The sequence below is a fragment of the Nocardioides islandensis genome, assembly GCF_015352455.1.
Lineage (GTDB): Bacteria > Actinomycetota > Actinomycetes > Propionibacteriales > Nocardioidaceae > Nocardioides > Nocardioides islandensis.
Genome location: NZ_JADKPN010000001.1, coordinates 286756 through 308801, shown reverse-complemented (window position 1 = coordinate 308801; position 22046 = coordinate 286756). Strand labels below are relative to the sequence as shown.

Annotated in this window: 21 protein-coding genes and 1 tRNA gene; 7 read left to right on the top strand and 15 right to left on the bottom strand. The window is 71.1% G+C overall.

Going from position 1 to position 22046, the window contains the following annotated elements; all coding sequences use genetic code 11:
* Positions 1–115: 115 nt before the first annotated feature.
* Positions 116–1363: an MFS transporter gene (locus tag ISU07_RS01505; protein WP_194704978.1), complete on the top strand. Its 1248-nt coding sequence runs from the start codon at positions 116–118 to the stop codon at positions 1361–1363.
* On the opposite strand, the gene ISU07_RS01500 is transcribed toward ISU07_RS01505, so the two are convergent.
* Positions 1329–2219 carry an SDR family NAD(P)-dependent oxidoreductase gene (locus ISU07_RS01500; RefSeq protein ID WP_323742359.1) on the bottom strand — a complete coding sequence of 297 codons (891 nt, stop codon included), beginning with the start codon at positions 2217–2219 and terminating at the stop codon, positions 1329–1331. The genes ISU07_RS01505 and ISU07_RS01500 overlap by 35 nt on opposite strands.
* A gap of 103 nt (positions 2220–2322) precedes the next feature.
* Between ISU07_RS01500 and ISU07_RS01495 the strand changes: the two genes are divergently transcribed.
* Positions 2323–3000: a response regulator transcription factor gene (locus ISU07_RS01495; RefSeq protein ID WP_194704976.1), complete on the top strand. Its 678-nt coding sequence runs from the start codon at positions 2323–2325 to the stop codon at positions 2998–3000.
* 1 nt (position 3001) lies between these two features.
* On the opposite strand, the gene ISU07_RS01490 is transcribed toward ISU07_RS01495, so the two are convergent.
* Positions 3002–3607 carry a LysE/ArgO family amino acid transporter gene (locus tag ISU07_RS01490; RefSeq protein WP_194704975.1) on the bottom strand — a complete coding sequence of 202 codons (606 nt, stop codon included), beginning with the start codon at positions 3605–3607 and terminating at the stop codon, positions 3002–3004.
* Between the two features lie 20 nt (positions 3608–3627).
* On the bottom strand, positions 3628–5505 hold the full coding sequence (locus ISU07_RS01485) for an acyl-CoA dehydrogenase (RefSeq protein WP_194704974.1): 1878 nt from the start codon (positions 5503–5505) through the stop codon (positions 3628–3630).
* 266 nt (positions 5506–5771) lie between these two features.
* Here ISU07_RS01485 and ISU07_RS01480 point away from each other — a divergent pair, with 266 nt between their 5' ends.
* Both ISU07_RS01480 and ISU07_RS01475 read left to right on the top strand, forming a co-directional pair.
* Complete coding sequence (locus ISU07_RS01480; RefSeq protein ID WP_194704973.1) at positions 5772–6230, top strand: RrF2 family transcriptional regulator; 459 nt, start codon at positions 5772–5774, stop codon at positions 6228–6230.
* A gap of 56 nt (positions 6231–6286) precedes the next feature.
* Positions 6287–7159: a phosphotransferase family protein gene (locus ISU07_RS01475; RefSeq protein WP_194704972.1), complete on the top strand. Its 873-nt coding sequence runs from the start codon at positions 6287–6289 to the stop codon at positions 7157–7159.
* Here ISU07_RS01475 and ISU07_RS01470 read toward each other — a convergent pair.
* The gene (locus tag ISU07_RS01470; RefSeq protein ID WP_194704971.1) at positions 7146–7718 is read right to left on the bottom strand and encodes a hypothetical protein; all 573 of its coding nucleotides are present in this window, start codon (positions 7716–7718) and stop codon (positions 7146–7148) included. The genes ISU07_RS01475 and ISU07_RS01470 overlap by 14 nt on opposite strands.
* Before the next feature lie 60 nt (positions 7719–7778).
* On the opposite strand from ISU07_RS01470, the gene ISU07_RS01465 reads away from it, so the two are divergent.
* Positions 7779–9080 (top strand): FAD-dependent oxidoreductase, encoded by a 1302-nt coding sequence (locus ISU07_RS01465; protein ID WP_194704970.1) that lies wholly within the window; start codon positions 7779–7781, stop codon positions 9078–9080.
* Between the two features lie 141 nt (positions 9081–9221).
* Here the strand turns inward: ISU07_RS01465 and ISU07_RS01460 are convergent, their stop codons facing one another.
* The 6 genes from ISU07_RS01460 to ISU07_RS01435 all read right to left on the bottom strand — a co-directional run bounded on the left by ISU07_RS01460 (position 9222) and on the right by ISU07_RS01435 (position 15465).
* Entirely contained in the window at positions 9222–9515 is a 294-nt protein-coding gene (locus ISU07_RS01460) for a hypothetical protein (protein ID WP_194704969.1), read from the bottom strand.
* A gap of 13 nt (positions 9516–9528) precedes the next feature.
* On the bottom strand, positions 9529–11253 hold the full coding sequence (locus ISU07_RS01455) for a sodium:solute symporter family protein (protein ID WP_194705683.1): 1725 nt from the start codon (positions 11251–11253) through the stop codon (positions 9529–9531).
* A gap of 141 nt (positions 11254–11394) precedes the next feature.
* Positions 11395–12405, bottom strand: coding sequence for a GNAT family N-acetyltransferase (locus ISU07_RS01450; protein ID WP_194704968.1), 1011 nt, complete (start codon positions 12403–12405; stop codon positions 11395–11397).
* 41 nt (positions 12406–12446) lie between these two features.
* A complete protein-coding gene (locus ISU07_RS01445; RefSeq protein WP_194704967.1) occupies positions 12447–13094 on the bottom strand; it encodes a DUF2461 domain-containing protein in 648 nt (215 codons plus the stop codon).
* Positions 13095–13099: 5 nt separating this feature from the next.
* On the bottom strand, positions 13100–14197 hold the full coding sequence (locus tag ISU07_RS01440) for a hypothetical protein (protein WP_194704966.1): 1098 nt from the start codon (positions 14195–14197) through the stop codon (positions 13100–13102).
* Positions 14197–15465: a C39 family peptidase gene (locus ISU07_RS01435; protein ID WP_194704965.1), complete on the bottom strand. Its 1269-nt coding sequence runs from the start codon at positions 15463–15465 to the stop codon at positions 14197–14199. The genes ISU07_RS01440 and ISU07_RS01435 overlap by 1 nt, the downstream gene beginning before the upstream one ends.
* A 120-nt stretch (positions 15466–15585) precedes the next feature.
* On the opposite strand from ISU07_RS01435, the gene ISU07_RS01430 reads away from it, so the two are divergent.
* Positions 15586–15661: transfer RNA gene (locus ISU07_RS01430), tRNA-Gly, on the top strand.
* Positions 15662–15672: 11 nt separating this feature from the next.
* On the opposite strand, the gene ISU07_RS01425 is transcribed toward ISU07_RS01430, so the two are convergent.
* On the bottom strand, positions 15673–16434 hold the full coding sequence (locus tag ISU07_RS01425) for an SGNH/GDSL hydrolase family protein (protein ID WP_194704964.1): 762 nt from the start codon (positions 16432–16434) through the stop codon (positions 15673–15675).
* Positions 16435–16570: 136 nt separating this feature from the next.
* Here ISU07_RS01425 and dcd point away from each other — a divergent pair, with 136 nt between their 5' ends.
* On the top strand, positions 16571–17158 hold the full coding sequence (gene dcd / locus ISU07_RS01420; protein ID WP_194704963.1) for a dCTP deaminase: 588 nt from the start codon (positions 16571–16573) through the stop codon (positions 17156–17158).
* A gap of 57 nt (positions 17159–17215) precedes the next feature.
* On the opposite strand, the gene ISU07_RS01415 is transcribed toward dcd, so the two are convergent.
* The 4 genes from ISU07_RS01415 to ISU07_RS01400 form a co-directional block, all read right to left on the bottom strand.
* The gene (locus tag ISU07_RS01415; protein WP_194704962.1) at positions 17216–17368 is read right to left on the bottom strand and encodes a hypothetical protein; all 153 of its coding nucleotides are present in this window, start codon (positions 17366–17368) and stop codon (positions 17216–17218) included.
* Positions 17369–17410: 42 nt separating this feature from the next.
* The gene (locus tag ISU07_RS01410) at positions 17411–18235 is read right to left on the bottom strand and encodes a DUF4097 family beta strand repeat-containing protein (protein WP_194704961.1); all 825 of its coding nucleotides are present in this window, start codon (positions 18233–18235) and stop codon (positions 17411–17413) included.
* A gap of 82 nt (positions 18236–18317) precedes the next feature.
* Positions 18318–18869, bottom strand: a complete 552-nt coding sequence (locus ISU07_RS01405; RefSeq protein WP_228521079.1) for a toxin-antitoxin system HicB family antitoxin — start codon at positions 18867–18869, stop codon at positions 18318–18320.
* A gap of 172 nt (positions 18870–19041) precedes the next feature.
* The gene (locus tag ISU07_RS01400) at positions 19042–22002 is read right to left on the bottom strand and encodes a (Fe-S)-binding protein (RefSeq protein WP_194704960.1); all 2961 of its coding nucleotides are present in this window, start codon (positions 22000–22002) and stop codon (positions 19042–19044) included.
* Positions 22003–22046: the final 44 nt, after the last annotated feature.

Below are 22046 nucleotides of genomic sequence, written 5' to 3'. Positions count from 1 at the left end.
ATGGCGGCACCCTCCTGACCGCCTCGACCGGGCGGGAACAGGTTGCTAGCGTCCGAGGCGCGTCGGACGGGACCGGGCTCGACGCGGCCGAGTACGTGAAGGGGGAGAGCAGCCGATGAGCTCCCTCCTCCGTGACCGTGACTACCTGCGCTACCTCGTGTCGCGGGTGCTCTCGGGCGCCGGCAACATCGTCACGCTCATCACCTTGCCGATCATCGTCTACCGCTCGAGCGGGTCCGCATCCCTCACGGCGCTGGTCGCGGCGTGCGAGGCCGCGCCGTACCTCCTCTTCGGTCTCTTCTCCGGCGCCCTGACCGACCGGTGGAACCGCCAGAAGGTGATGGTGCGGGCCGACGTCCTCAGCGCGCTGCTCGTCGTCACCCTGCCGCTGGCCGACCTGTTCGCCGAGGTGACCGTGCCGCACGTGCTCGTCGTCGCGTTCCTCGGCCCGACGATCGGCGTCTTCTTCGACGGTGCGGTCTTCGGCGCGCTGCCGACGCTCGTGGGCCGGGACCGGATCGCGGAGGCCAACTCGATCTCGTGGGCGGCGCAGTCCGTGGTGGAGATGGCCGTCCCCTCTCTCGTCGGCCTGGCCCTCGCCTTCCTCCACCCGGCGTGGCTGCTCGGCTTCGACAGCCTGACCTTCGCGGTCTCCGCCGCGCTGATCGCGGGCATCGTGCGCCCGACGTACGACGCGACGCGCGAGCGTCCGCCGCTCACCGTCCGCCAGGTCCTCGGCGACATCCGCGAGGGGCTCGGCTACCTGGTCCGGCACGCGGGCGTGCGCACCTTCACGATCATCGGGTTCCTCCAGTGCCTGGGCGCGGGTGGCTTCGTGGCGCTGATGGTCGTCTGGATCGACCAGCGGCTGGGCGTCGGGACGGAGGGTCTCCGGTTCGGGCTGGTCTTCGGCGCGTTCTCGGTCGGCGGGCTGGCCGCCTCGCTCGCGCTGCCCTGGCTCGTACGCCGCGTGCCCGCCGCTGCGATCGCCCTGGTGGCGTCCCCGGTGGCGGCGGCCTTCGCGGTCGTGCTGCCGCTGGTCACCTCGTGGTGGCTGGCCGGCATCACCCTGGTCCTGTGGGGCGTCGCCTACCAGCTGGTCGTGGTCAACTCGATCACCTACCGCCAGCAGGTGACGCCCGAGCACCTGCTGGGCCGGGTGAACACCGCGGGCCGGATGCTGGCGTGGGGCATGGGGTGGACCGGCGGCGCCTTCGTGGCCGGGGCCCTGGTCGGCTGGCTGGGTCTGGTCGGCACGCTCGTCGTGCTCTCCCTGACCCACGTGGTCGCGGTCGTCGTGGCCTGGACGTCACCGCTGCGCGCCCAGCTCAGGGATACCGCAGCCCTACCGTCTCCTCGCTGAGCTCCCACAGGCGCCGCGCCGCGTCGGGGTCGCGCGCCAGGTCGCTGCAGCCGACGAGGCCCGGCTCGCCGCGCGCCTCGCGGAACCCGGTCGGACCGACGTACGTCGACCCCGGCAGGTCCGCGGTCGCGGCCATGAGCACGGGGCGTGCGCCCTCGGCCGCCGACTGCGAGACCGCTCGCTGCGCGGCGTCGAGGATCGAGCCGACCGCGCCCGTGAACCCGCCGACCTGGCCGTTGGCGAACAGGTGCGTACCGGCGAGACCCGGATGCGCGGCCAGCGCCCTCACCGGCAGCCCGACCGCGGCCAGCCTCCGGTCGAGCTCGAAGGTGAAGAGCAGGTTGGCCACCTTCGTCTGCCCGTACACCGCCCACCGCGAGTACGGGTGCGGCTTGGACCGCGGGTCGTGCAGGGGAGCGTGCCGGGCGAGCCGGTGCCCGACGCTCGACACGGTGACCACGCGCGAGTCGCCGCCGGCGACGAGCTGCGGCAGCAGCAGACCGGTGAGCAGGAACGGACCCCAGTGGTTGGTGGCCATCTGGAGGTCGAGGCCGTCCGCCGTGCGGGTGTACGGCGGCGCCATCACGCCCGCGTTGTTGACCAGCAGCCCGAGCGGGCCCAGGTCGGCCGCACGAGCAGCGGCGGACCGGACCGTGGCCAGCTCGGCGAGGTCGAGGTCGAGCAGCTCGATGCGGGCGCGAGGTACGTCGGCGCGGATCGCGGCAGCCGTCTCCTCGAGGCGCGAGCGGGTGCGACCGGCCAGCACGACACGGTCACCGCGCCGCGCGAGGCCGGCCGCGACGTACTGTCCCAGCCCGCCGGGCGAGGGGCCGGTGACGACGGATGTCGAGGTCACGACGTGACGCGTATTTCGTCGCGAATCCGGCTCAACCATGCGGGACCGTTCATCACCGGGAGCCTAGGGCGCTGACGTGGAGGGGTGTGCGAGAGTACCCCCCATGGAGGAGGGAGCCGGTCCGATCAGCGCGGCCATCGTCAGCGCGCACGACATCGTGCACACCGGTCTCGAGGGCATGTTCGCCACCCGGCCCGGCGCGATCGAGGTGGTGCCGCTCGACCTCGGCGCACCGGACGACCAGCTGCCCGACGTGATCCTGTACGACGTCTTCGGTCTCCACGAGGGCGACGGCGACGACCTCGACCGCTACGTCAAGGACACCGACTCCGCCGTCGTCGCGATGGCGCGCGACCTCCGCCCGGACCTGGCCGCTCGTGCCGTCGCCAAGGGCGTCGACGCCTGCGTCTCGATGGCCACCGACGTGGACGAGATCCTCGAGGTGATCCGCTCCGCGGTCGCCGGCGACGGCCAGCCGGACGCGTCCGGTCCCGGCGCCGAGCACGGGGCGGCGTACGCCGTCCTCGGCGAGGAGGTCGGCCTCACCCCGCGCGAGACCGAGATCCTTCGTCTGCTCACCCTGGGCCTGAGCAACCAGCAGATCGCCGACGAGTGCTTCCTCTCCATCAACTCGGTGAAGTCCTACATCCGCTCGGCGTACCGCCGCATCGGCGTGACCAGCCGCAGCCAGGCCGTGGTCTGGTGCCTGCAGCACGGCTTCGAGCCGCCCCAGGACGAGCCGGGGATGCCGAGCGCCGGCGAGCCGGTCGCCGACGTCTGACCTAGCCCGACACGGCGAGCGACACCGCGATCGTGAGCATGGTCAGGCCGATCAGGACGTCGAGGACCTGCCACGCACGGGGCCGCGCGAGCAGGGGACTCAGCAGGCGGGCGCCGTAGCCGAGACCGAGGAACCAGGCGACGCTCGCGAGCCCGGCCCCGACGGCGAACCCCCACCGGCCGCCCGGACCGTGGCTGGCGGCCAGCGATCCGAGCAACAGGACGGTGTCGAGGTAGACGTGCGGGTTCAGCCAGGTCAGCGCGAGAGCGCGTGCGGCGACCCCGCCCAGGCTGCTGGCCGGCGCGTCCGCCGCTCGCAGTGCCTCCGGTGAGCGGGCGCGCCACAGCGACATCACGCCGTACACCGTGAGGAACGCGACGCCCAGCCAGCGGACCGCGTCGAGGGCCCACCCGGCGTTCTCGACGAGCACGCCGACACCTGCGACGCCCGCGACGATCAGCAGCACGTCGGACGCCGCGCAGATCGCGACGACCACCCCGACCCGGTCGCGGGCGAGGCCCTGGCGCAGGACGTAGGCGTTCTGCGCGCCGATCGCCACGATCAGCGACAGGCCGGTCAGCAAGCCGGTCAGGGTCGCGGCGAGCACGCCGCGACCCTAGCCAGGAATCAGAAGGCATCCTCCGACAGGTCCATCAGCGCGAGGTCGGTGTGCTCGGCGATGGCCCGCTCGGCGGCGAGCTTCGGCAGGACGTTCTGCGCGAAGAACTGCGCCGCCGCGATCTTGCCCTCGTAGAAGGACTTGTCCTTGCCGGACACCTCGCCGGCCAGCTTGCTCAGCGCCACGTCGGCACCGCGCAGCAGCAGCCACGCGCAGACCACGTCACCGAGCGCCATCAGCAGGCGCGAGGTGTTGAGGCCGACCTTGTAGACGTTGCGGGCGTCGCCGCCCTCGGCCGAGGGGTCGGAGGCCATCAGGTCGTTGATCATCGCGCCGACGATCGCGTTGGCGTCCTCGAGCGCCGTGGCGAGCAGGGCCCGCTCGACCTTGAGCCGGCCGTTCCCCGCCTCGGAGGCGATGAACGACTCGATCTCCTTGGCCAGGTGACCGAGGGCGCGACCCTGGTCCTTGACGATCTTGCGGAAGAAGAAGTCCTGGCCCTGGATCGCCGTCGTGCCCTCGTAGAGGGTGTCGATCTTGGCGTCGCGGACGTACTGCTCGATCGGGTACTCGGTCAGGAACCCCGAGCCACCGAGCGTCTGCAGGGACTCGGTGCCGAGCAGCACCCACGAGCGCTCCGAGCCGTAGCCCTTCACGATCGGCAGCAGCAGGTCGTTGACCGCCATCGCCAGCTCGTCGGTCTCCCCGTTGTGCTCGGCGACCATGACGCGGTCCTGCCACGACGCGGCGTACAGGACCAGCGAGCGCATCGCCTCGGCGTACGACTTCTGCGTCATCAGCGAGCGACGTACGTCGGGGTGGTGGGTGATCGTCACGCGCGGGGCCGTCTTGTCCGCGGCCTGGGTGAGGTCGGCGCCCTGGACGCGCTCCTTGGCGTACTCGAGCGCGTTGAGGTACCCCGTCGACAGCGTGGCGATCGCCTTGGTGCCCACCATCATCCGGGCGTTCTCGATGACCTGGAACATCTGCGCGATGCCGTTGTGCACCTCGCCGAGCAGCCAGCCGCGGGCCGGCTCGCCGCCGCCGACGCCCGGGTCGCCGAAGGTGACCTCGCAGGTGTTGGAGACCTTGATGCCCATCTTGTGCTCGACGCCGGTGACGTAGACGCCGTTGCGCTCGCCGGTCAGCTCGCCGGTCTCCGGGTCGAAGTGGTGCTTGGGGACGATGAACAGGGACAGTCCCTTGGTCCCCGGCCCGCCGGCTCCTTCGACACCCGAGGGGCGGGCGAGCACGAGGTGCACGATGTTCTCGCAGAGGTCGCTCTCACCGGAGGTGATGAAGCGCTTCACGCCGGTGATGTTCCAGGTGCCGTCGTCGTTCGGCGTGGCCTTGGTGCGCCCCGAGCCGACGTCCGAGCCGGCATCCGGCTCGGTCAGCACCATCGTGGTGTTCCAGCCCTTGTCGACGATCAGGCGGGCGATCTTCTTGTCGCGCTCGTTGCCGTTGCGCTGCACGACGCCGGCGAACATCGGGCCGGCGCCGTACATCCAGATCGCCGGGTTGGCGCCCAGCACGAGCTCGCCGAGGGCCCAGCCCACGCTGGACGGCGCGGGCGTGCCGCCGAGCTCGGCCATCGTCATCAGCCGCCAGTACTCGGCGTCCATCCACGCGTGGTAGCTCTTCTTGAAGGCCTCGGGCAGCGGGGCCTCGTGGGTCTCCGGGTCGAACGTCGGGGGGTTGCGGTCGGCGTCCTCGAACGACGCCGCCAGGTCCTCGCGCGCCAGCCGGTCGACCTCGCGGAGCACCTCCTTGACGGTGTCGGTGTCCACGTCCGCGAAGGGACCGGTGCCCAACAGCTCGTCGCGGCCGAGCACCTCGAAGAGGTTGAACTCGATGTCGCGGATGTTGCTCCTGTAGTGGCCCATCGGAAACCAGCCCCACCTGTTCGTGTCGGAAATGCGGCTTGCTACTCGTCAGTAACTTCATTCTGCCCCGACGGACGAGGGGCGGCAAGGACTCTGGCGAGAAGTGACCCGGCTCACCGGGCCTCCCCGGTCACGAATCTCGAGACGTGTCGCGCGTCCCGTCGCTTGCGCTCCGGTGCGCGCCGACGCTCCTCGATCTCCCGGGAATTGGCGGCTAGACCGAGTGACACGACTGAATGAGTGGACATCTCTGGAACAATGCGCGCATGCGGGTGTCCGCCAAGACCGACTACGCACTCCGTGCGCTCCTCGAGATGTCCTCGCGTGACGACGCGCGCCCGGTGAGCGCGGAGGAGCTCGGGCGCCTCCAGGACATCCCCCACGGGTTCCTCCAGGCGATCCTGGCCGACCTCCGCAAGGCCGGCGTGGTCATCGCTCAACGCGGGCAGTCCGGTGGCTGGCGGATGAACCGCGACCCCAAGGACGTCACCGTCGCCGACGTGATCCGCGCCGTCGACGGACCGCTCGTCTCCGTGTACGGCGTGCGCCCCGAGGCGGTCTCGTACAACGAGAAGGCCGAGGTGCTCCAGCTCGTCTGGATCGCCGCGCGCTCCGCACTGCGCGAGGTGTTCGAGAACGTCAGCCTCGCGGACCTCGCCGGCGCCTCGCTGCCGCCCGCGGTCACCGCGCTGACCGCCGACGAAGACGCCTGGCAGCCGCATTAAATGCCCCGCTGGTCGAGGCGGGACGAAGTCCCGTCACGAAACCAGCCGGTGGTCTCGTGACAGGCGTCACCGCGCCTTCCTCGACCAACGGAGGCACGGGTGTCGCGTGGGCCGAGCAGGAGCTGGGTCGAGCGGTCCTCGAGGTCGAGCCGCTCAGCGGAGGCTGGACGTCGACGATGCTCAAGCTCACCGACGAGTCCGGCGCGCAGAGCGTGCTGCGGCTGATGACCAACGAACCCTGGCGCACCCACGGCGCCGAGCTCACGACCCGCGAGCACGAGACGCAGCTGATGCTCGCGGACACCGACGTACCCGCCCCGCGGTCGATCGCGCTCGACGCGACGGGGGAGCATGCCGGCGACCCGGCTCACCTCATGTCGATGCTCCCCGGGACCCTGGACCTCGGGCGCGGCTCTGCGGCTGATCTCGCGACGCTGGCCCGCACGATGGCGGACGTCCACGCCCTGCGGCCCGCCGTGCGTCCCCGGGACTACCAGTCGTGGGCCGTCCCGGCCAAGCGGGTGGTCCCGCCCTGGGCGCGCGTCCCGGCGGCGTGGGAGCAGGCCTTCGCGATCCTGGAGCAGGACCCGCCGGCGTACGACGGGACGTTCCTGCACCGCGACTTCTCGCCGCGCAACCTGCTGTGGGTCGGTGACCGCCTCACCGGCATCGTGGACTGGGTCGAGACGTCGTGGGGCCCGGCCTGGCTCGACGTGGCGCACACCCGGAGCATCCTGGCGATCCACCACGGGACCGAGGTGGCCGACCGGTTCGGCGCCGAGTACGTCGCGTTGACGGGCCGCGAGCCCCAGCCGTACTTCGACGTGATGGACGTGGTCGGTCTACTGCCGCACCCCGACCGGGTGCCGTTCCTCAGCGACCCCGAGCACCAGGAACGGCTCGAGCCCCACCTGCTCAGCCTGCTGTGACGGCGGACCAGACTGGGGCGACCGGCACCGCGGCGTACGACGCGTCGGGCACGCGGATCCCGAGGGCGGCCCACAGCCCCAGGTAGCCGTCGCGGTCGCGGCCGGGGTGGTCGCGCGCGGCCGGGGTCGCCTGGCAGAAGTGCCGGCGTACCGCACACGCATCGACTCCCGCCACGCGCGCGACGAGCTCGAAGTCGCCGCGCCACTCCTGCGCCAGCGCGTGCACGTCGCCGTCGTCCCAGGCCAGCCCGGCGGGGTAGGAGTGGAAGCGGTCGAGCTCGGTGCCGCAGCCGAAGAGGTGGTGCGACCAGCCCTCGTCGGTGGTCGTCGTGACGGCGCTGACGACGGCACGCAGCTCGCGCGAGAGCACGCGGCAGACGTCGAGGTCGCGCGGGGCGAAGTACGCCGGCCAGGTGAGCGTGGTCCAGCCGCCGAGCTCGGGGGCCACCAGCACCTGCGTGCGCGCCTCGTCGTCCGCGGTCCCCAGGCACTCCTGGACCACGTCCACCACGCGCTGCGGTGCGACCCCCCGGATGGCCGACCGTGAGGTCAGCTCCACGCGCTCACCGTAGGCGGCCAACGTCTCGTCACACAGTCATTTGGGGAACAGAATCGACGCGTGCGCGTCGCCGTGGTCGGAGCGGGCCCCACCGGGCTCGTGCTCGGCACCGCCCTCGCCCGCCGCGGCCACACCGTCACCCTGGTCGACCGCGACCCGGGCCCGCCCGATCAGCACACCTGGCCGCGCAAGGGCGTCATGCAGTTCCACCACGCGCACCTGTTCCGCAGCACCGCCGTGGCCGTCGCCCGAGCCGAGATGCCCGACGCGTACGACGCGTGGCTGGCCCTGGGCGCCGAGCCGGCGTACGTCGACGACGCCCTGCTCGGGGTGAGGTCGACGCGGGAGACCTTCGAGCGTGCCGTGCGCTCGACCGCGGAAGCCCAAGCGGGCTTGACGATCCGGCGCGGCCATGCCGACGAGGTGTTGGTCGTGGGCGGTCGGGCCGCCGGTCTGCACGTGGACGGCGAGGAGCTGCCGGCCGACGTCGTCGTGGACGCGTCCGGTCGCTCGGGGCGGGCGACCGCCGACCTGGGTGAGCGCGCGGGACTGGGTGGCGCGTGCGGGATCGCCTACGTGGACCGCGTCTACCGCCTGCGTCGCGACGCGGAGCCGGGGCCGATGTCCACGCCGATGGCGTACTTCAGCGACCACCTCGGCTACCTGGTGCTGATCTTCCCCCACGAGCACGGGCTGTTCTCGGTCATCCTCATCCGCGGCAGCAAGGACAAGCAGCTCACCCAGCTGCGGGAGACGCACGTCTTCGACGCTGCGTGCCGGGCGGTCCCGGGCCTGGCCGACTGGACCGACCCGGAGCGAGCGGTGCCGGTGACGTCGGCGCTCACCGGCGGCAACCTGCTCAACGTCTACCGCTCGCACCGCCGGCCCGACGGCGCCCTGCTGCTGCCCGGGCTGCTCTTCGCCGGGGACTCCGTGTGCACGACCACGCCGATCTTCGGCCGTGGCGTGGCCACCTCGCTCCTGCAGGTGGCCGAGCTGCTGCGGCTGCTCGACGACGAGCCCGACGTCGATGCGGTGGCCGAGCGGTACGCCGACTGGTGCGACACGACGATGCAGCCATGGGTCGTCGACCACATCGAGATCGACGAGGGGCTCGCGCGACGCTGGTCGGGTCAGGACATCGACCTCGAGGGACGCATCCCCTCCGACCTGGTCCTCGAGGCCGCGGGCCAGGACCCGGAGATCGCCGCGGCCGTCGGCCCCTGGGCCTCCATGACCGGCCTCCCCGCGTCGCTCGACCCGGTCCGCGAGCGCGCCCGGGCCGTGTACGCCGGCGGCTGGCGGCCGCCGTACGCCCCCGGCCCGTCGCGCGACGAGCTGGTCGCGCTGCTCGGTCTCTAGGCCGAGTTGCGCTTCCGGTACCTGCGAGTTGCGTTTCCGGTACGTACGAGCCAGCCCTGCCGGACCGTCGGAGGTGCCGGTGGCGCATCTCGGCGGTGCCGGGGACGCAGCTCGGCGGTGCCGGGGGCGCAACTCGGCCGGCTAGTGCCCCTCCGGACGACCCTCGTCGTGGTCGGCGTCGTAGTCGTCGGGGACGACGACCGGCCGCAGCCGGCACCAGGCGATGAAGGCGACGCCGACGACGAGCAGCACCAGGCCGGCCCAGAGGTTGGCGTTGATGCCGCCGGTCTTCTCCTCCTCGGTGTCGGCGAAGATGCCGGCGAGCAGCAGGATCAGTCCGTCGATCGCGAGCAGCGAGCCGATGATGTTGCGGATGTCGAGGAGACCGGCGGTGTGACCGGGCTTGCGCCTCGCGGTGGCAGAGGTGTCGCTCATCTCGACTCCTTCCCTAGAAGATCGTGTTGAGGACGATGACCATGACCAGCGCGATGCTCGCGAGGGGCACGGTGCGGCGGTACCACGGGTAGGTCGCCTCGTTCGGGTCGGTGCGGTCCTCCACGGGTGTCTCGGAGTACACCAGTCCCCGGAGCTCCGAGGCGGGCTTGGGCTCGGTCACCATCGACACCCCGACGCTCAGCGCGATGTCGACGACGAAGGCGACCGAGGCAGCCAGGAACGCCGCGCCCTGACCGCCGAGCGGGATCACGCCGGTGCTCCAGCTGCCGAAGGCGTCCTCGCTGAGAAAGGCGACCGCGACCGCCGACAGCGTGCCGGACACGAGGCCGACCCAGCCGGCCGTGGGGGTCATCCGCTTCCAGAACATGCCGAGGATGAACGTCGCGAACAGCGGGGCGTTGAAGAACCCGAACAGCACCTGGAGGTAGTCCATGACGTTGGAGAAGTTCGCCGCCAGCGTCGCGGTGAAGATGGCGATGGCGGTCGCAGCGACGGTCGCGATGCGGCCGATGCGCAGGTAGTAGTCGTCGTCGCGGTCCTTGACGACGTAGTCGGCCCACAGGTCGTAGGAGAAGACGGTGTTGAACGCCGAGATGTTGGCCGCCATGCCCGCCATGAACGCCGCGAGCAGACCCGTGATCGCCAGGCCCAGCAGGCCGTTGGGCAGGAGGTCTCGCATCAGCAGGATCAGGGAGTCGTTGTAGGTCACCCCGTCTCCCGACGACCCGCCGGGCACGGTCTCGCCGGCCTTCACCTTGGCGATGTCGGTGACCAGCACCGCCGCGATCATGCCCGGGATGATCGTGATGAACGGTACGAACATCTTCGGGAAGGCGCCGATGATCGGCGTCTTGCGGGCCGAGGAGATGGAGTCCGACGCCATCGCGCGCTGGACCTCGACGAAGTTCGTCGTCCAGTAGCCGAAGGACAGGACGAAGCCCAGGCCGAACACGATGCCGACCACCGACCAGAACGACGAGTCGAACCCGGACAGCGCCTGGCCGGGCCACGAGTTGAGCTGCTGGTCCGCGGGCGGTCCGTGGCCGGCGTCCCCGGCCGCCGTGATCTTGTCGGTCAGCCCGTTCCAGCCGCCGACCCGGTGCAGGCCGAGGATCGTCAGCGGGGCCAGCGCGGCCACGATGATGAAGAACTGGAGCACCTCGTTGTAGATCGCGGCCGAGAGTCCGCCGAGGGTGATGTAGGACAGCACGATGAGGGCGGCCACGATGAGCGCGACGGGCAGCGGCCACCCGAGCAGCGCGTGCACGATGCTGCCGAGCAGGTAGAGGTTCACCCCCGCGATCAGCAGCTGGGCCACGGCGAACGAGATCGCGTTGACCAGGTGGGCGCCCTGGCCGAAGCGGCGGAGCATGAACTCCGGGACCGACCGCACCTTCGAGCCGTAGTAGAACGGCATCATCACGACGCCGAGGAAGAGCATCGCCGGGATCGCGCCGACCCAGAAGTAGTGCACCGCCGGCAGCCCGAAGTCTGCACCGTTGGCGGACATGCCCATGATCTCGACGGCGCCGAGGTTCGCCGAGATGAAGGCCAGGCCGGTCACCCACGCGGGCAACGAGCGCCCGGACAGGAAGAAGTCCATCGACTCCGAGACCTGCGACTTCGCCAGGAACCCGATGCCGAGCACGAAGGCGAAGTAGATGACCAGGATCAGGTAGTCGACGAACGACGCATCGATCAGCGTCGCCATCGGCACGATCAACGGCTCGACCGTTGGGCTCACGTGATGCTCCTCCCGAGTGAGGCTGCTCTCGCTGGCAACCTAGACCCGCCGCCGTTCGGGGCGACACTGCCCCTTGGGGTGGAGCCACCCCTGGTCGAGGAGGGCCGGGAGCCGTCAGAGGCGCTTGACGAACTCGGCGGAGACCTCGATGGGCGTGAAGCCCATCCGCTCGTTGATCGAGACCATGTAGTCGTTGGTCTCGGCGTTCTGCGTGGTCACGAGGGTGAGGTCGTCGCGCGCGGACTGCACGGCGCGCAGGTTGACGGCCTTGGTGGCCAGGCCGAGGGAGTGGCCGCGGTGCTCGCGGTGCACGAACGTGCCCCACTGGAAGACCACCGGGTCGCCCTCGGTCGACAGGGCGAGGGTGGACTGGGCGACGACCTGCCGGTCCGGGGTGAGGGCCACGGTCTCGTAGGTGACCCGTCCCATGGACTTCACGCCGTCCATCATCTCGGCGTACCGCTGCGCGTCGATGACCTCCTCCTCGAAGTCGACCGCACCCGTCGGTGCGTCGACGGCGAGCTGGCCGACCAGCAGGCAGAGGCCGTCGACGAGGTCGGCCGGGACACCGCCGACGAAGGTCTCGATGGTGTAGCCCTCGTGCTTGGGCGCGGCGGCGTCGATCCAGCCCTGGATGGCGTCGTCGGGCACGGGCAGGGTCAGGTGGCGGAGGATCTCGTCGATCGACCAGGTGTAGCCGCAGGCCTCGGCGAACCGTTCGTGCCCGTGCTCGCGTCGCTCCTCGAACGGCACCTGCGTGCTGGTCAGCAGCACCGAGCGGTTGTCCGACCGGGCGCTCTCCTCGGCCCGGGCGAGGAGCGCGCGGCCGATGCCACGGCGGCGGTAGGGGACGTCGACAGCGAGGTTGACGTAGGCCTTCTCGGTGTTGTCCGCGAGCGGGAACCAGATCACGAGGGCGCCGACGATGACGTCGCCGTCGTACGCGGCGTACATCTCGTGCCGCTCGCCGCTGTCGGGTGAGCGGAAGGCGCCGAGGAACTCCCGGAAGGACCAGAACGGCATGTGCTCGCGCCCGAGCAGCTCGGCGCGACGGGTGACGTCGTACCACTCGCGCATGAGCGCGTCATCGGCGATGGCCGCGTCGTCGAGCAGTCGGATGTCCACGAGCAACGAGGCTAGGTAGGCCCGGGCCGAGACGGAAACGGTTATTCGGCGGAGGTGCGGGCGAGCCACTCGATGAGCGGACGCAGCGCGCGCCAGTCCGCCCGCACCTCGTCCAGCAGCGCCGCGGTGTGGATGACCTTCTCGAAACCGTAGGACCTGCCGGCGTGCAGCGACTTGTGCCGGAGCAGGTCGACGCGCTTGTGGTCCTTGTCGTACCCGCGCGGCGTGGTCTTGAGCGCCTCGCCGCCGAGCTCGAAGCCGGCCTTGGTGAGCTTGGTCGTGATCCGGGTCAGCTGTGCGCCGGTCTTGTCGTCGGCGACGGCGTCGCGGTACGCCGCCAGCCGCGGACCGCCCATGTCGTAGCAGCCACCGCCGGTGCGGACCCCGCGGGCCGAGATCTCGACGTACCAACCCGTCGCGGGCGCGACCGCGACGTAGGCGCCCTGGTTGGTCTTGTACGGCGTCTTGTCCTTGGCGAAGCGAACGTCGCGGTAGGGCCGGAACACCTTGTAGGACTGGCGATCCAGCGCGAACTCCGGGGCCAGCGCCGACACGAGCGCGGTCATCGGCGCCTTGACGTCGGCGTCGTACGTCGCCTTGTGCTTCTCCCAGTACGACTTGGTGTTGTCGACCTCCAGGTCGTCGTAGAAGTCGAGGGCCGCGACGGGGAAGCCCTGGAAGTCGCTCACCCGCGTCAGCCTAGGTCGGCGGTCACCTGCTCGTCGCCCTGGTCCCCGTAGCTGGTGATCGTGATGGCGTCGCCGCCGCAGCGCGGTGCGGAGAGGAACGCGTTGCCGCGGCTCCCGGACTCGTAGACGACCGTGGTCGCGCCGTGCGGGTCGACGCGGACCAGCCGCGCGGGGTCGTCGTCGGCCTGGGGGTCGCGGACGAAGTACGCCGACCCGGCGCAGTACGTGAGGGTGCCGGTCGTGGCCGCTCCGAGGTCGAGGACCTGCCCGTCGAGGCGGCCGTGGATCTCGGCCTCCTCGTTGCGCTTCGGGTCGGGCACCTCGGACCAGACCTCGCCGTCACCGAGCCGCATCGCGTCCCAGCCCTGGCAGTCGGTCACGCCCTCGAACGGTGTCGCCGTGCTGCCGTCGACCGCCAGCAAGGTCGCGCACGAGACGGGTCGCCGGTCGTCGAAGGACATCACGGAGAGGCCGGCGTCGCTGATGACCGCGCCGCGGAAGCCGTGCCGCGGCTCGGCGCACCAGGGGGCGTCTCCCTGCCCGCTCTCGAGGCTCACGGTCGCCAGGCAGTAGGCGCCGTCGTTGATCACGGTGGCGTGCACCAGCGTGTCCTGGCCCATGGCCCACGTCCCGCCGGTCGTGGTCGGCGGGAACGACGTCCCGTCGAGCGTCGCGGTGCCACCCGAGGAGTCGATGATCGTGGCCTCGTCCCCGCGCTCGGCGTGCTCGTCCTCCATGACCACGACCACCCGCTGCTGGTCGACGAGCACCGTCGAGACCGCGGTCCGGCCGCCCGAGCCGAGGCCCAGCGACTCGGGGCCCTCGATGCGGGCCTCGCTCCTGTCCTTGGTCACCGTGACGGTCCAGGTGCTGCTGCGGGTCACGGTGTCGTCGACGGGACCGGGCACGCGCTTCCAGTCGAGCGGGGTGACGGGCGTGGACGGGTCCTTCGTCGGGCTCGGCGACCCACTCGTCGGGGCGGACGTGCCGGACGACGAGGTCGGCGGCTCCGGCGACGGCTCGGGCGTCGATGACGAGTCGTCGGTCGACGTACACCCGGCGAGCGCGAGCACGCCGGCCGCGACGACCACGAGGTGCCTCATCAGACCCCGATGTCGTGGGCCGGGTGGGCGAGGTTCGCGCGGTAGCTGCGGTAGGCGTCGCGCCACTGCACCCGGCTGATGAACGGCTCCGAGGGGTCGAACCGCTGCTGGTTCCAGGGCTCGAAGTAGCTGACCTCGGTGGGCTTGCCCTCGCGCTCCATGTACCCGCGGCCGACCTGGTAGTGCCCGGAGGCGTCGTCGTCGAGGTACGGGTAGAACTGCTTGAGCAGGATGGGGTGGTAGATCAGCGGGGCCGTGTAGTCGACGACGTGCTTCATGTTCAGCAGCAGCCACTGCTGGAAGGTGAAGTCGCCGACGTCGAGCACGACGTACTTGCCGGCGTGGCTCGGGAGGTCCCAACCGGTGTTGCCGTTGGTCACCCGCACCATGTCGACGATCGACGTGCCGGCGCTGGTCGTGCCGAGCTTGCCGGCCCAATAGTCCTGGCCCTTGTCGACGTGCTTCCAGCCCCAGGCGATCATCTGCATCGACGTCGGGCCGCACCAGTACGTGCGGGTCTGCTCGGCCGTCTCCGCGGGGTCGAGGATGGTGGCCTCGACGGGGTAGTCGGCGATCGTCTTCTCCGGCGTGGGCGTCGCGGTCGGGGACGGCGTGGGCGTCGGTGGCGGCGAGCAGTCGCACGGCGGCGCGGTGAAGTCGGCCTGCGGCTGGAGCGCCGGTCCCGCCGCGCGGGCCTCGGGATGCTTCTGGAGGAAGTCATCGGGCAGCGGCACGCCCTGGATCTCGTGGCGCAGCACCCACACCTTGGCCACCGACCGCGCGGCCAGCGTCAGCTCGCGCCGATCGGCCCCGGCCCGGGCGGCCGGTGACATGGACGCCGTACGCCGCAGCGCATCGAGGGCGTCGAGGTCACCGGTCGTCTCGGTCGACGTGGTCCGCGCGGTGCGGGCGGCCACCTGCATCCGCGCCCGCACCTGGGCCTGCGTGCTGTCGGTCCAGCCGATGCCGAGGCAGTAGGTCTGGCCGTCCAGGTCCGCGCAGCGCACCTGCGACTCGACGAGCCGGGCGGCGGGCTGCTTGACGGTGGAGAGTGGCGTCGCGCGCGCGGCCTCCACGACGCGGTCGATCTCGGCGCGCATCGCCCGCGTGACCCGTCCCGCTCCGGGCGAGGTGGACAGCCTCCAGCCGTCGTCGCGGCCGGAGGGGCGCAGACCGTCGTCCTCCGCCCCGCGCGGGACCAGCGGGGTCAGGGCGAGCAGCAGCACCAGCAGGGCAGCACCCAGCAGGAACAGGCGAGGACGAGACATCGGGGAAGAGACCTCAGGGGTTGACGGGAGTCACACCAGTCACACTGTCCACACCCTCCAGGCAGGGGTCAAGTCGCCGCGAGGGACCGGCTACCATTCCTCTGCCGGTCTGACCGGCATGCGGATGTAGCTCAGTTGGTAGAGCGCGACCTTCCCAAGGTCGATGTCGCGAGTTCGAGCCTCGTCATCCGCTCCACCTCACGAGCCTCAGGCGAACGGCCCGAGCTCGGGACGCTTCGGGCGGATCGCGTCGCCGCTCGACCGGCCGGTCAGCCGGCGCTGCACCCACGGGACCAGGTGGGTGCGGGTCCAGGCGGCGTTGGCGCGGTACCGGCCGCCGCGGGTCAGCACCACCTCCGGCGGCAGGTCGGGCTGGTCGACGCCGTGCGGGACGCCGAGGAGGTCGAGCACCTGGATCGCGATGAACTGGTGGCCCGCGGGGCCGAGGTGGAGGCGGTCCTCGTCCCAGTACCGCCAGTCCCGCAGCACCCGGAACCGCCAGAAGTCGACGATGGTCGCGCCGTGCCGGTCGGCGGCCCAGCGCACCATCTCGTTGTACAGCGCGAACCGTCCGCGCAGCGGCCGGTAGATCGCCGAGCCGCCGGGGTCGAACGCCGTGAACACCAGCATCCGGGCGCCGGTGGCCGCGAGCTTGCCGAGCGCCGCGTCGTACTTCTCGACCAGCGCGTCGATGTCGACCTTGGGCCGCATGATGTCGTTGGCGCCGGCGTAGATCGTGACCAGGTCCGGCTCGAGCGCGACCGCGGGCTCGATCTGCTCGGCCAGCACGCCGTCGAGCTTGCGGCCGCGGACGGCGAGGTTGGCGTAGGTGAAGTCGGGCGACTGCTCGGCGAGCACGGCGGCGACGCGGTCGGCCCAGCCGCGCAGGCCGTTCGGGGCGGAGGGCTCGGGGTCGCCGACGCCCTCGGCGAAGGAGTCGCCGAGCGCGACGTAGCGGTGGAAGGGCACCTGTGGAGCCTAGATCGCTGGTCGAGGAGGGCCGTCAAGGCCCGTCACGAGACCCGGTACGGAGATCCGCGACGTTGCTGGGTCTCGTGACGGTCGCTGCGCGACCTCCTCGACCAGCGGAGGCTAGGGTTCCGTCGTGCTGCTCTCCGACCGCGACATCCTGGCCGAGCTCGACGCGGGCCGGATCCGGATGGAGCCGTACGACGCGGCGATGATGCAGCCGTCGTCCATCGACGTGCGGCTGGACCGGTTCTTCCGGGTGTTCGAGAACCACCGGTACCCGCACATCGACCCAGCCGCCGACCAGTCCGACCTGACCCGCGAGGTGGAGCCGGAGGGCGACGAGCCGTTCATCCTGCACCCGGGCGAGTTCGTGCTGGGGTCGACGTACGAGGTCGTCACGCTACCCGACGACATCGCCGCGCGCGTCGAGGGCAAGTCGTCGCTCGGCCGGCTCGGGCTGCTGACCCACGCGACGGCCGGCTTCGTCGACCCGGGGTTCTCCGGGCACGTCACGCTCGAGCTCGCGAACGTGGCGACGCTGCCGATCAAGCTGTACCCGGGCATGAAGATCGGGCAGTTCTGCTTCTTCCGGCTGTCCTCGCCGTCGCAGCACCCGTACGGCTCGGAGAAGTACGGGTCGCGGTACCAGGGCCAGCGCGGCCCGACCCCGTCGCGCTCCTTCCAGAGCTTCCACCGCACCGACATCACGCCGGGCAGGTAGGCCGCACACAGCACTGACCCGCCCGGTGGATCCGGGCGGGTCAGGTCGGGCTGCGGCTCACTTGTCCAGGCGGTTGGCCCAGCGGTGCATGCTCTGCGCCAGCCGGTGGCGGCGGGAGCCGGTGTGGATGTGGGGCTCTGCGGCCCGCGCCACGCGCTCCTTGATGAGGTGGTGGGTCAGCTGCTCGTTGAGGACCAGGCTGTTCGACATGGCTGTTGTCTCCTTGGTTTCGTGGGTCTGGGTTGGTGGTGGTCAGACTTCGCTGAGGTGGATGTCGCCGCTGACGGTCTTCGCCCGCAGCTCGATGTAGTCCGCGCCGGGCTCGGGCTGGCCGGCGCCCTGGAGGTCGGAGCTGATGTCCCCGCTGACGGTGGTGAGGTCCGTCCACACCGGGACGCCGGCCGGGATGCCGATGAGCACGTCGCCCGAGGCGCCCTTGGCGCTGAGCTTGCCCTTGGTGGCGTTGCGGATCCGCATGTCACCGCTGCCGGTCGACATCGAGACGCCGTCGCCGGCGCGGCCGATCTCCAGGTCGCCCGAACCGGTCTTCACGACGGTCGGTGCGTGCGTCGTGCCGAGCTGGACGTCGCCGGAGCCGGTGGACACCGAAGAGGTGCCCTGCACCTGCTCGACGTTCACGTCGCCGGAGCCGCTCTTGATGCGGAGCTCGGCGCCGGCCCGCGTGATGGCGATGTCGCCGGAGCCGGTCTCGACGATCACCGGGGCCTCGAAGGTGTCGAGGGTGACGTCGCCGGAACCGCTCTTGACCTGGCCGTGCCCGAAGGTGCCGTCGAGCTGGACGTCGGCGCTCCCGGTCTTGACGACCGCGTTGCTGCGGGTCGGCAGGCTGATCGTGATCTCGTACTGCGGCTCGCCGCCGAACAGCCCCCGGTTGCTCTTGGGACCGATGACGCTGATCTGGCGGCCGTCCTGGCGGACCTCGACCTTCTCGGGCTCGCGACCCTCGACCTCGACGGTCGTGGCCGTGGTGTCGGACGCGGTGACGTGGACGTTGCCCTTGCCGATCTCGACGTACAGGTCGACCGGCTCGTGGGTCTCGAACTCGTGGATCTCCATGGTGTCTCCAGGGTGTGTTCGTCCGCGGGACCAGCCGAGTGCGGCTGTCGCAGGGTGGGTGAGTGGTGGTGGGGCCGGAGGTCTAGAGCCAGCCGGTCATGCGGCGGTTGCCGCGCTGCTTGCCGCCCCCGAAGGGGTCGTTGCCGAAGAACGGGATGCTCGAGAGGTCGATGTCGACGTTGATCGCGCCCTCGCGGGTGGCGGAACGGACGACGTTGACCAGCCAGGTGTTGAGCGACTGGCCGGACCGGGCCGCCATCTCCTCGGCCCTGGTCTTGACCGACTCCGGGATGCGGAGCGTGATCCGGGCCAGGCCGCCCTCCTCGTCGTCCTCGCCGGGCATCGGCGGTGCGGGAGGAGCCGGCGGGGCCGGCGCGGCGCTCGGCGCGTGCACGACGAAGTCGAGGTCGCGGCCGTCGAGCCGGACGTCGACGCCGCCACTGGGCAGCTCGGCGGTGATCTCGGCGGCGGCCTGTGAGATGGCCTCCATCAGGGCGAGCCGGGCGGCGGGGTCGAGGGCGTAGGTCAGCCGCTCGGCGGTGTTCCGCGCCTCGTCACCGGCGGCCTCGGCGGCGGCCATGAGGTCCCGCTTCAGGCTGTCGACGTACGGGGTGATGTCCATGTGCATCAGCATGACATCACAGTGATGTCATGTCAAGCGATTGGTGACATCAGATCGGCGTCACGTGGCATCGTACGGCGTCTGCGCAGGTCAGCGGCCTGATCCCCGGGTGAGTCGGGTGCCCCGCGACGCCTGGTGCGCGTCCTCGGGCACCCCACCCGGTGTCGCGGTGACGTCATCGGTGTCAGAGGTCGAAGAGGGAGCCGGCCTCGTCGATCCTGCCGTCGGCGGGCCTCGGCTTGGCCTCGGCCTGCGGCGCCGCGGGCTCCGGCTCGTCAGGCCGCGGCTCGTCGTCGGCGTCGAGGATGGTGTCCGGGTCGCCGGAAGCGGCCGCGGTGGCGGCCTGGCTCAGCGCCACCGGATCCGGAGCCGCGCTGGTTGCCGCGCTGGGGGCCGCGCTGGGGGCCGGGTCCCCCACGTCGAAGAGGGACACGTCGTCGGGAAGCTTGCCGGCCAGGCCCGGCTTCGCGGGCTCGGCCTTCGCGGCCGGCTCCGGCTCGGGCTCCGGCTCGGGCTCGGGCTCGGGCTCCGGCTCAGCGGCAGGAGCAGCCGGCGCGTCGCCGATGTCGAAGAGTGACGCGCTCTCGTCGATCTTCGCCGAGGCAGGCTTCTCCTCGGGGGTGGCGGGCCCGGGCTCGGGTGTCTTCCCAGGCTCGGCCGCGGGGGCGGGGGTGTCGAAGAGCGAGGTGCCCTCGTCGACGAGCGACCCGCCCGCGGGCTTCGGCTCCTCGGGCGGGGGCTCCGCGGCCTTCGGGGCCTCGGCGGGAGCCGGAGTGTCGAAGAGCGACGAGGCGTCGTCGAAGAGGGAGCCGCCCGCCTTCTCCGCGGGCTCGGCCTCGACCGGCTTCTCCTGGACCGGGGCCGGGGTGTCGAACAGCGAGCCGGCGTCGTCCGGGACGGCCGGTGGCGCCTCGGTGTCCGTCGTGCCGGTCGGTGACGACTCGGACTCACCGGCGGCCGGCGGGGCGGACGGGCCCGGGGCCGAGCCGGCCACGACCGGTGCCTTCGTCGCCGAGACGCCCTTGACCGAGGCGAGCAGCATCTGCGCGACGTCGAGGACCTCGACCTCCTCGCGGGCCTCGCCGCGCGACTGCGCGGCGGTCAGCCCGTCGTCCAGCATCACGCGGCAGAAGGGGCAGCCGACGGCGATCTGGTCGGCGCCGGTGCCGACGGCCTCGCGGGTGCGGTTCTCGTTGATCCGCTCCCCGATCCGCTCCTCCATCCACATGCGGGCGCCGCCGGCGCCGCAGCAGAAGGAGCGTTCCTGGGACCGCTCCATCTCGACGTACTCGGCCCCGGGCAGCACCTGGAGCAGCTCGCGGGGCGGGCTGTAGACCTGGTTGTGGCGCCCGAGGAAGCACGGGTCGTGGTAGGTGATCGACCGCTTCGAGGCGCCCTCGCCGGACGCGACCGGCGTCAGCTTGCCCTCGCGCACGAGCCGGTTGAGCAGCTGGGTGTGGTGGACGACCTCGAGCTCGATGCCGAAGTCCTTGTACTCGTTCTTCAGCGTGTTGAAGCAGTGTGCGCAGGTGGTGACGACCTGCTTGACCTTCGCCTCGGTCAGCGTCGCGACGTTCTCCTGCGCCAGGCCTTGGTAGACGAACTCGTTGCCGGCGCGCCGGGCGGGGTCGCCGGTGCAGGTCTCGCCGTTGCCCAGGACGCCGAACGAGACGCCCGCGATGTGGAGCAGCTCGGCGACGGCGCGGGTGGTCTTCTTGGCGCGGTCCTCGTAGGCCCCGGCGCAGCCGACCCAGAACAGCCAGTCCACCGACTCCAGCGACTCGATGTCGTCGCCGACGACCGGGACCTCGAAGTCGAGGCCCTTGGCCCAGTCGAGGCGGCCCTGCGCCGACATGTTCCAGGGGTTGCCCTTGCCCTCCAGGCCGCGGAACAGCTGGCTCAGCTCGGCGGGGAAGTTGTTCTCGACGAGCACCTGGTAGCGGCGCATGTCGATGATGTGGTCGACGTGCTCGATGTCGACGGGGCACTGGTTCACGCAGGCGCCGCAGTTCGTGCACGACCACAGGACGTCGGGGTCGATGACGCCGTACGCCGCCTCGTCTGCGATGAGCGGGCGCGCGGCCTCCTCCTTTGCGGCGGTCGAGAGCCCGTCGCGGGCGCCCTCGGAGGCCAGGATGTACGGCGCCTTAGCGAACGCGTGGTCGCGCAGGTCGAGGATGAGCATCTTGGGCGAGAGCGGCTTCTCGGTGTTCCAGGCCGGGCACTGCGACTGGCAGCGACCGCACTCGGTGCAGGTCGCGAAGTCGAGCAGGCCCTTCCACGTGAAGTCCTCGACGGCGCCGACGCCGAGACGGGCGTCCTCGTCGAGGTCGTCCATGTCGTCGAGGGTCACCGGCTTGCCGCCGGACCTCATCGGCACCACCGCACCCAGCGCCTGGGGCGAGCGGCCGAACATGACGTTCAGCGGCGCGACGAAGATGTGCAGGTGCTTGGAGTGCACCACGTCGACCAGGAACACCAGCATGATGCCGATGTGGAGCAGCAGGCCGAGGTGCTCGAGGAACTCCACGGTCCCGTGGTCCAACCCGTCGAGCCAGTTCCCCACGGCGATCGACATGAACGCGCCGGACTTGTAGGGCAGGTTGCCCAGCGCCGACGCCGCGCCGCGGAACAGGAACAGCGACCAGATGACGTTGAAGATCATGAAGAGCACGACCCAGGCACCGCCCAGGTGCGAGCCCTTGAAGCGGGACTTGCGGCCCAGCCGCTCAGGGGAGTTCTGCAGGCGGATGACCGCGAAGGTGATGATGCCGGCCAGCGCCATCAGCGCGATGAAGTCCTGGAGGAAGCCCAGCAGGGCCCAGTGCCCGATCAGCGGGATCGCGAAGTGCGAGTCGAACAGCGCGCCGTACGCCTCCAGGTAGACGCTGGCGAGGATCACGAACGCCCAGAACACGAAGAAGTGCGCGGCGCCCGGCAGGCTCCACTTGAGCAGCTTGCGCTGGCCGAACACCTCGACCAGCTGCCGCTTCAGGGTCGCCCCCAACCGGCCGGTGACGCCCTCGATGCGACCGGGTGCGGGCTGGCCGGCGGTGATCAGGCGGTAGAGGAACACCACGCGCCTGGCCACGATCGGCAGGGCGATGACGTTGAGCAGCAGGCCGATCAGCAGGACCCAGTTCACGAGGAGCACTCCAGGTTGTCGGTCAGACGCCGTGTGACTGCCCG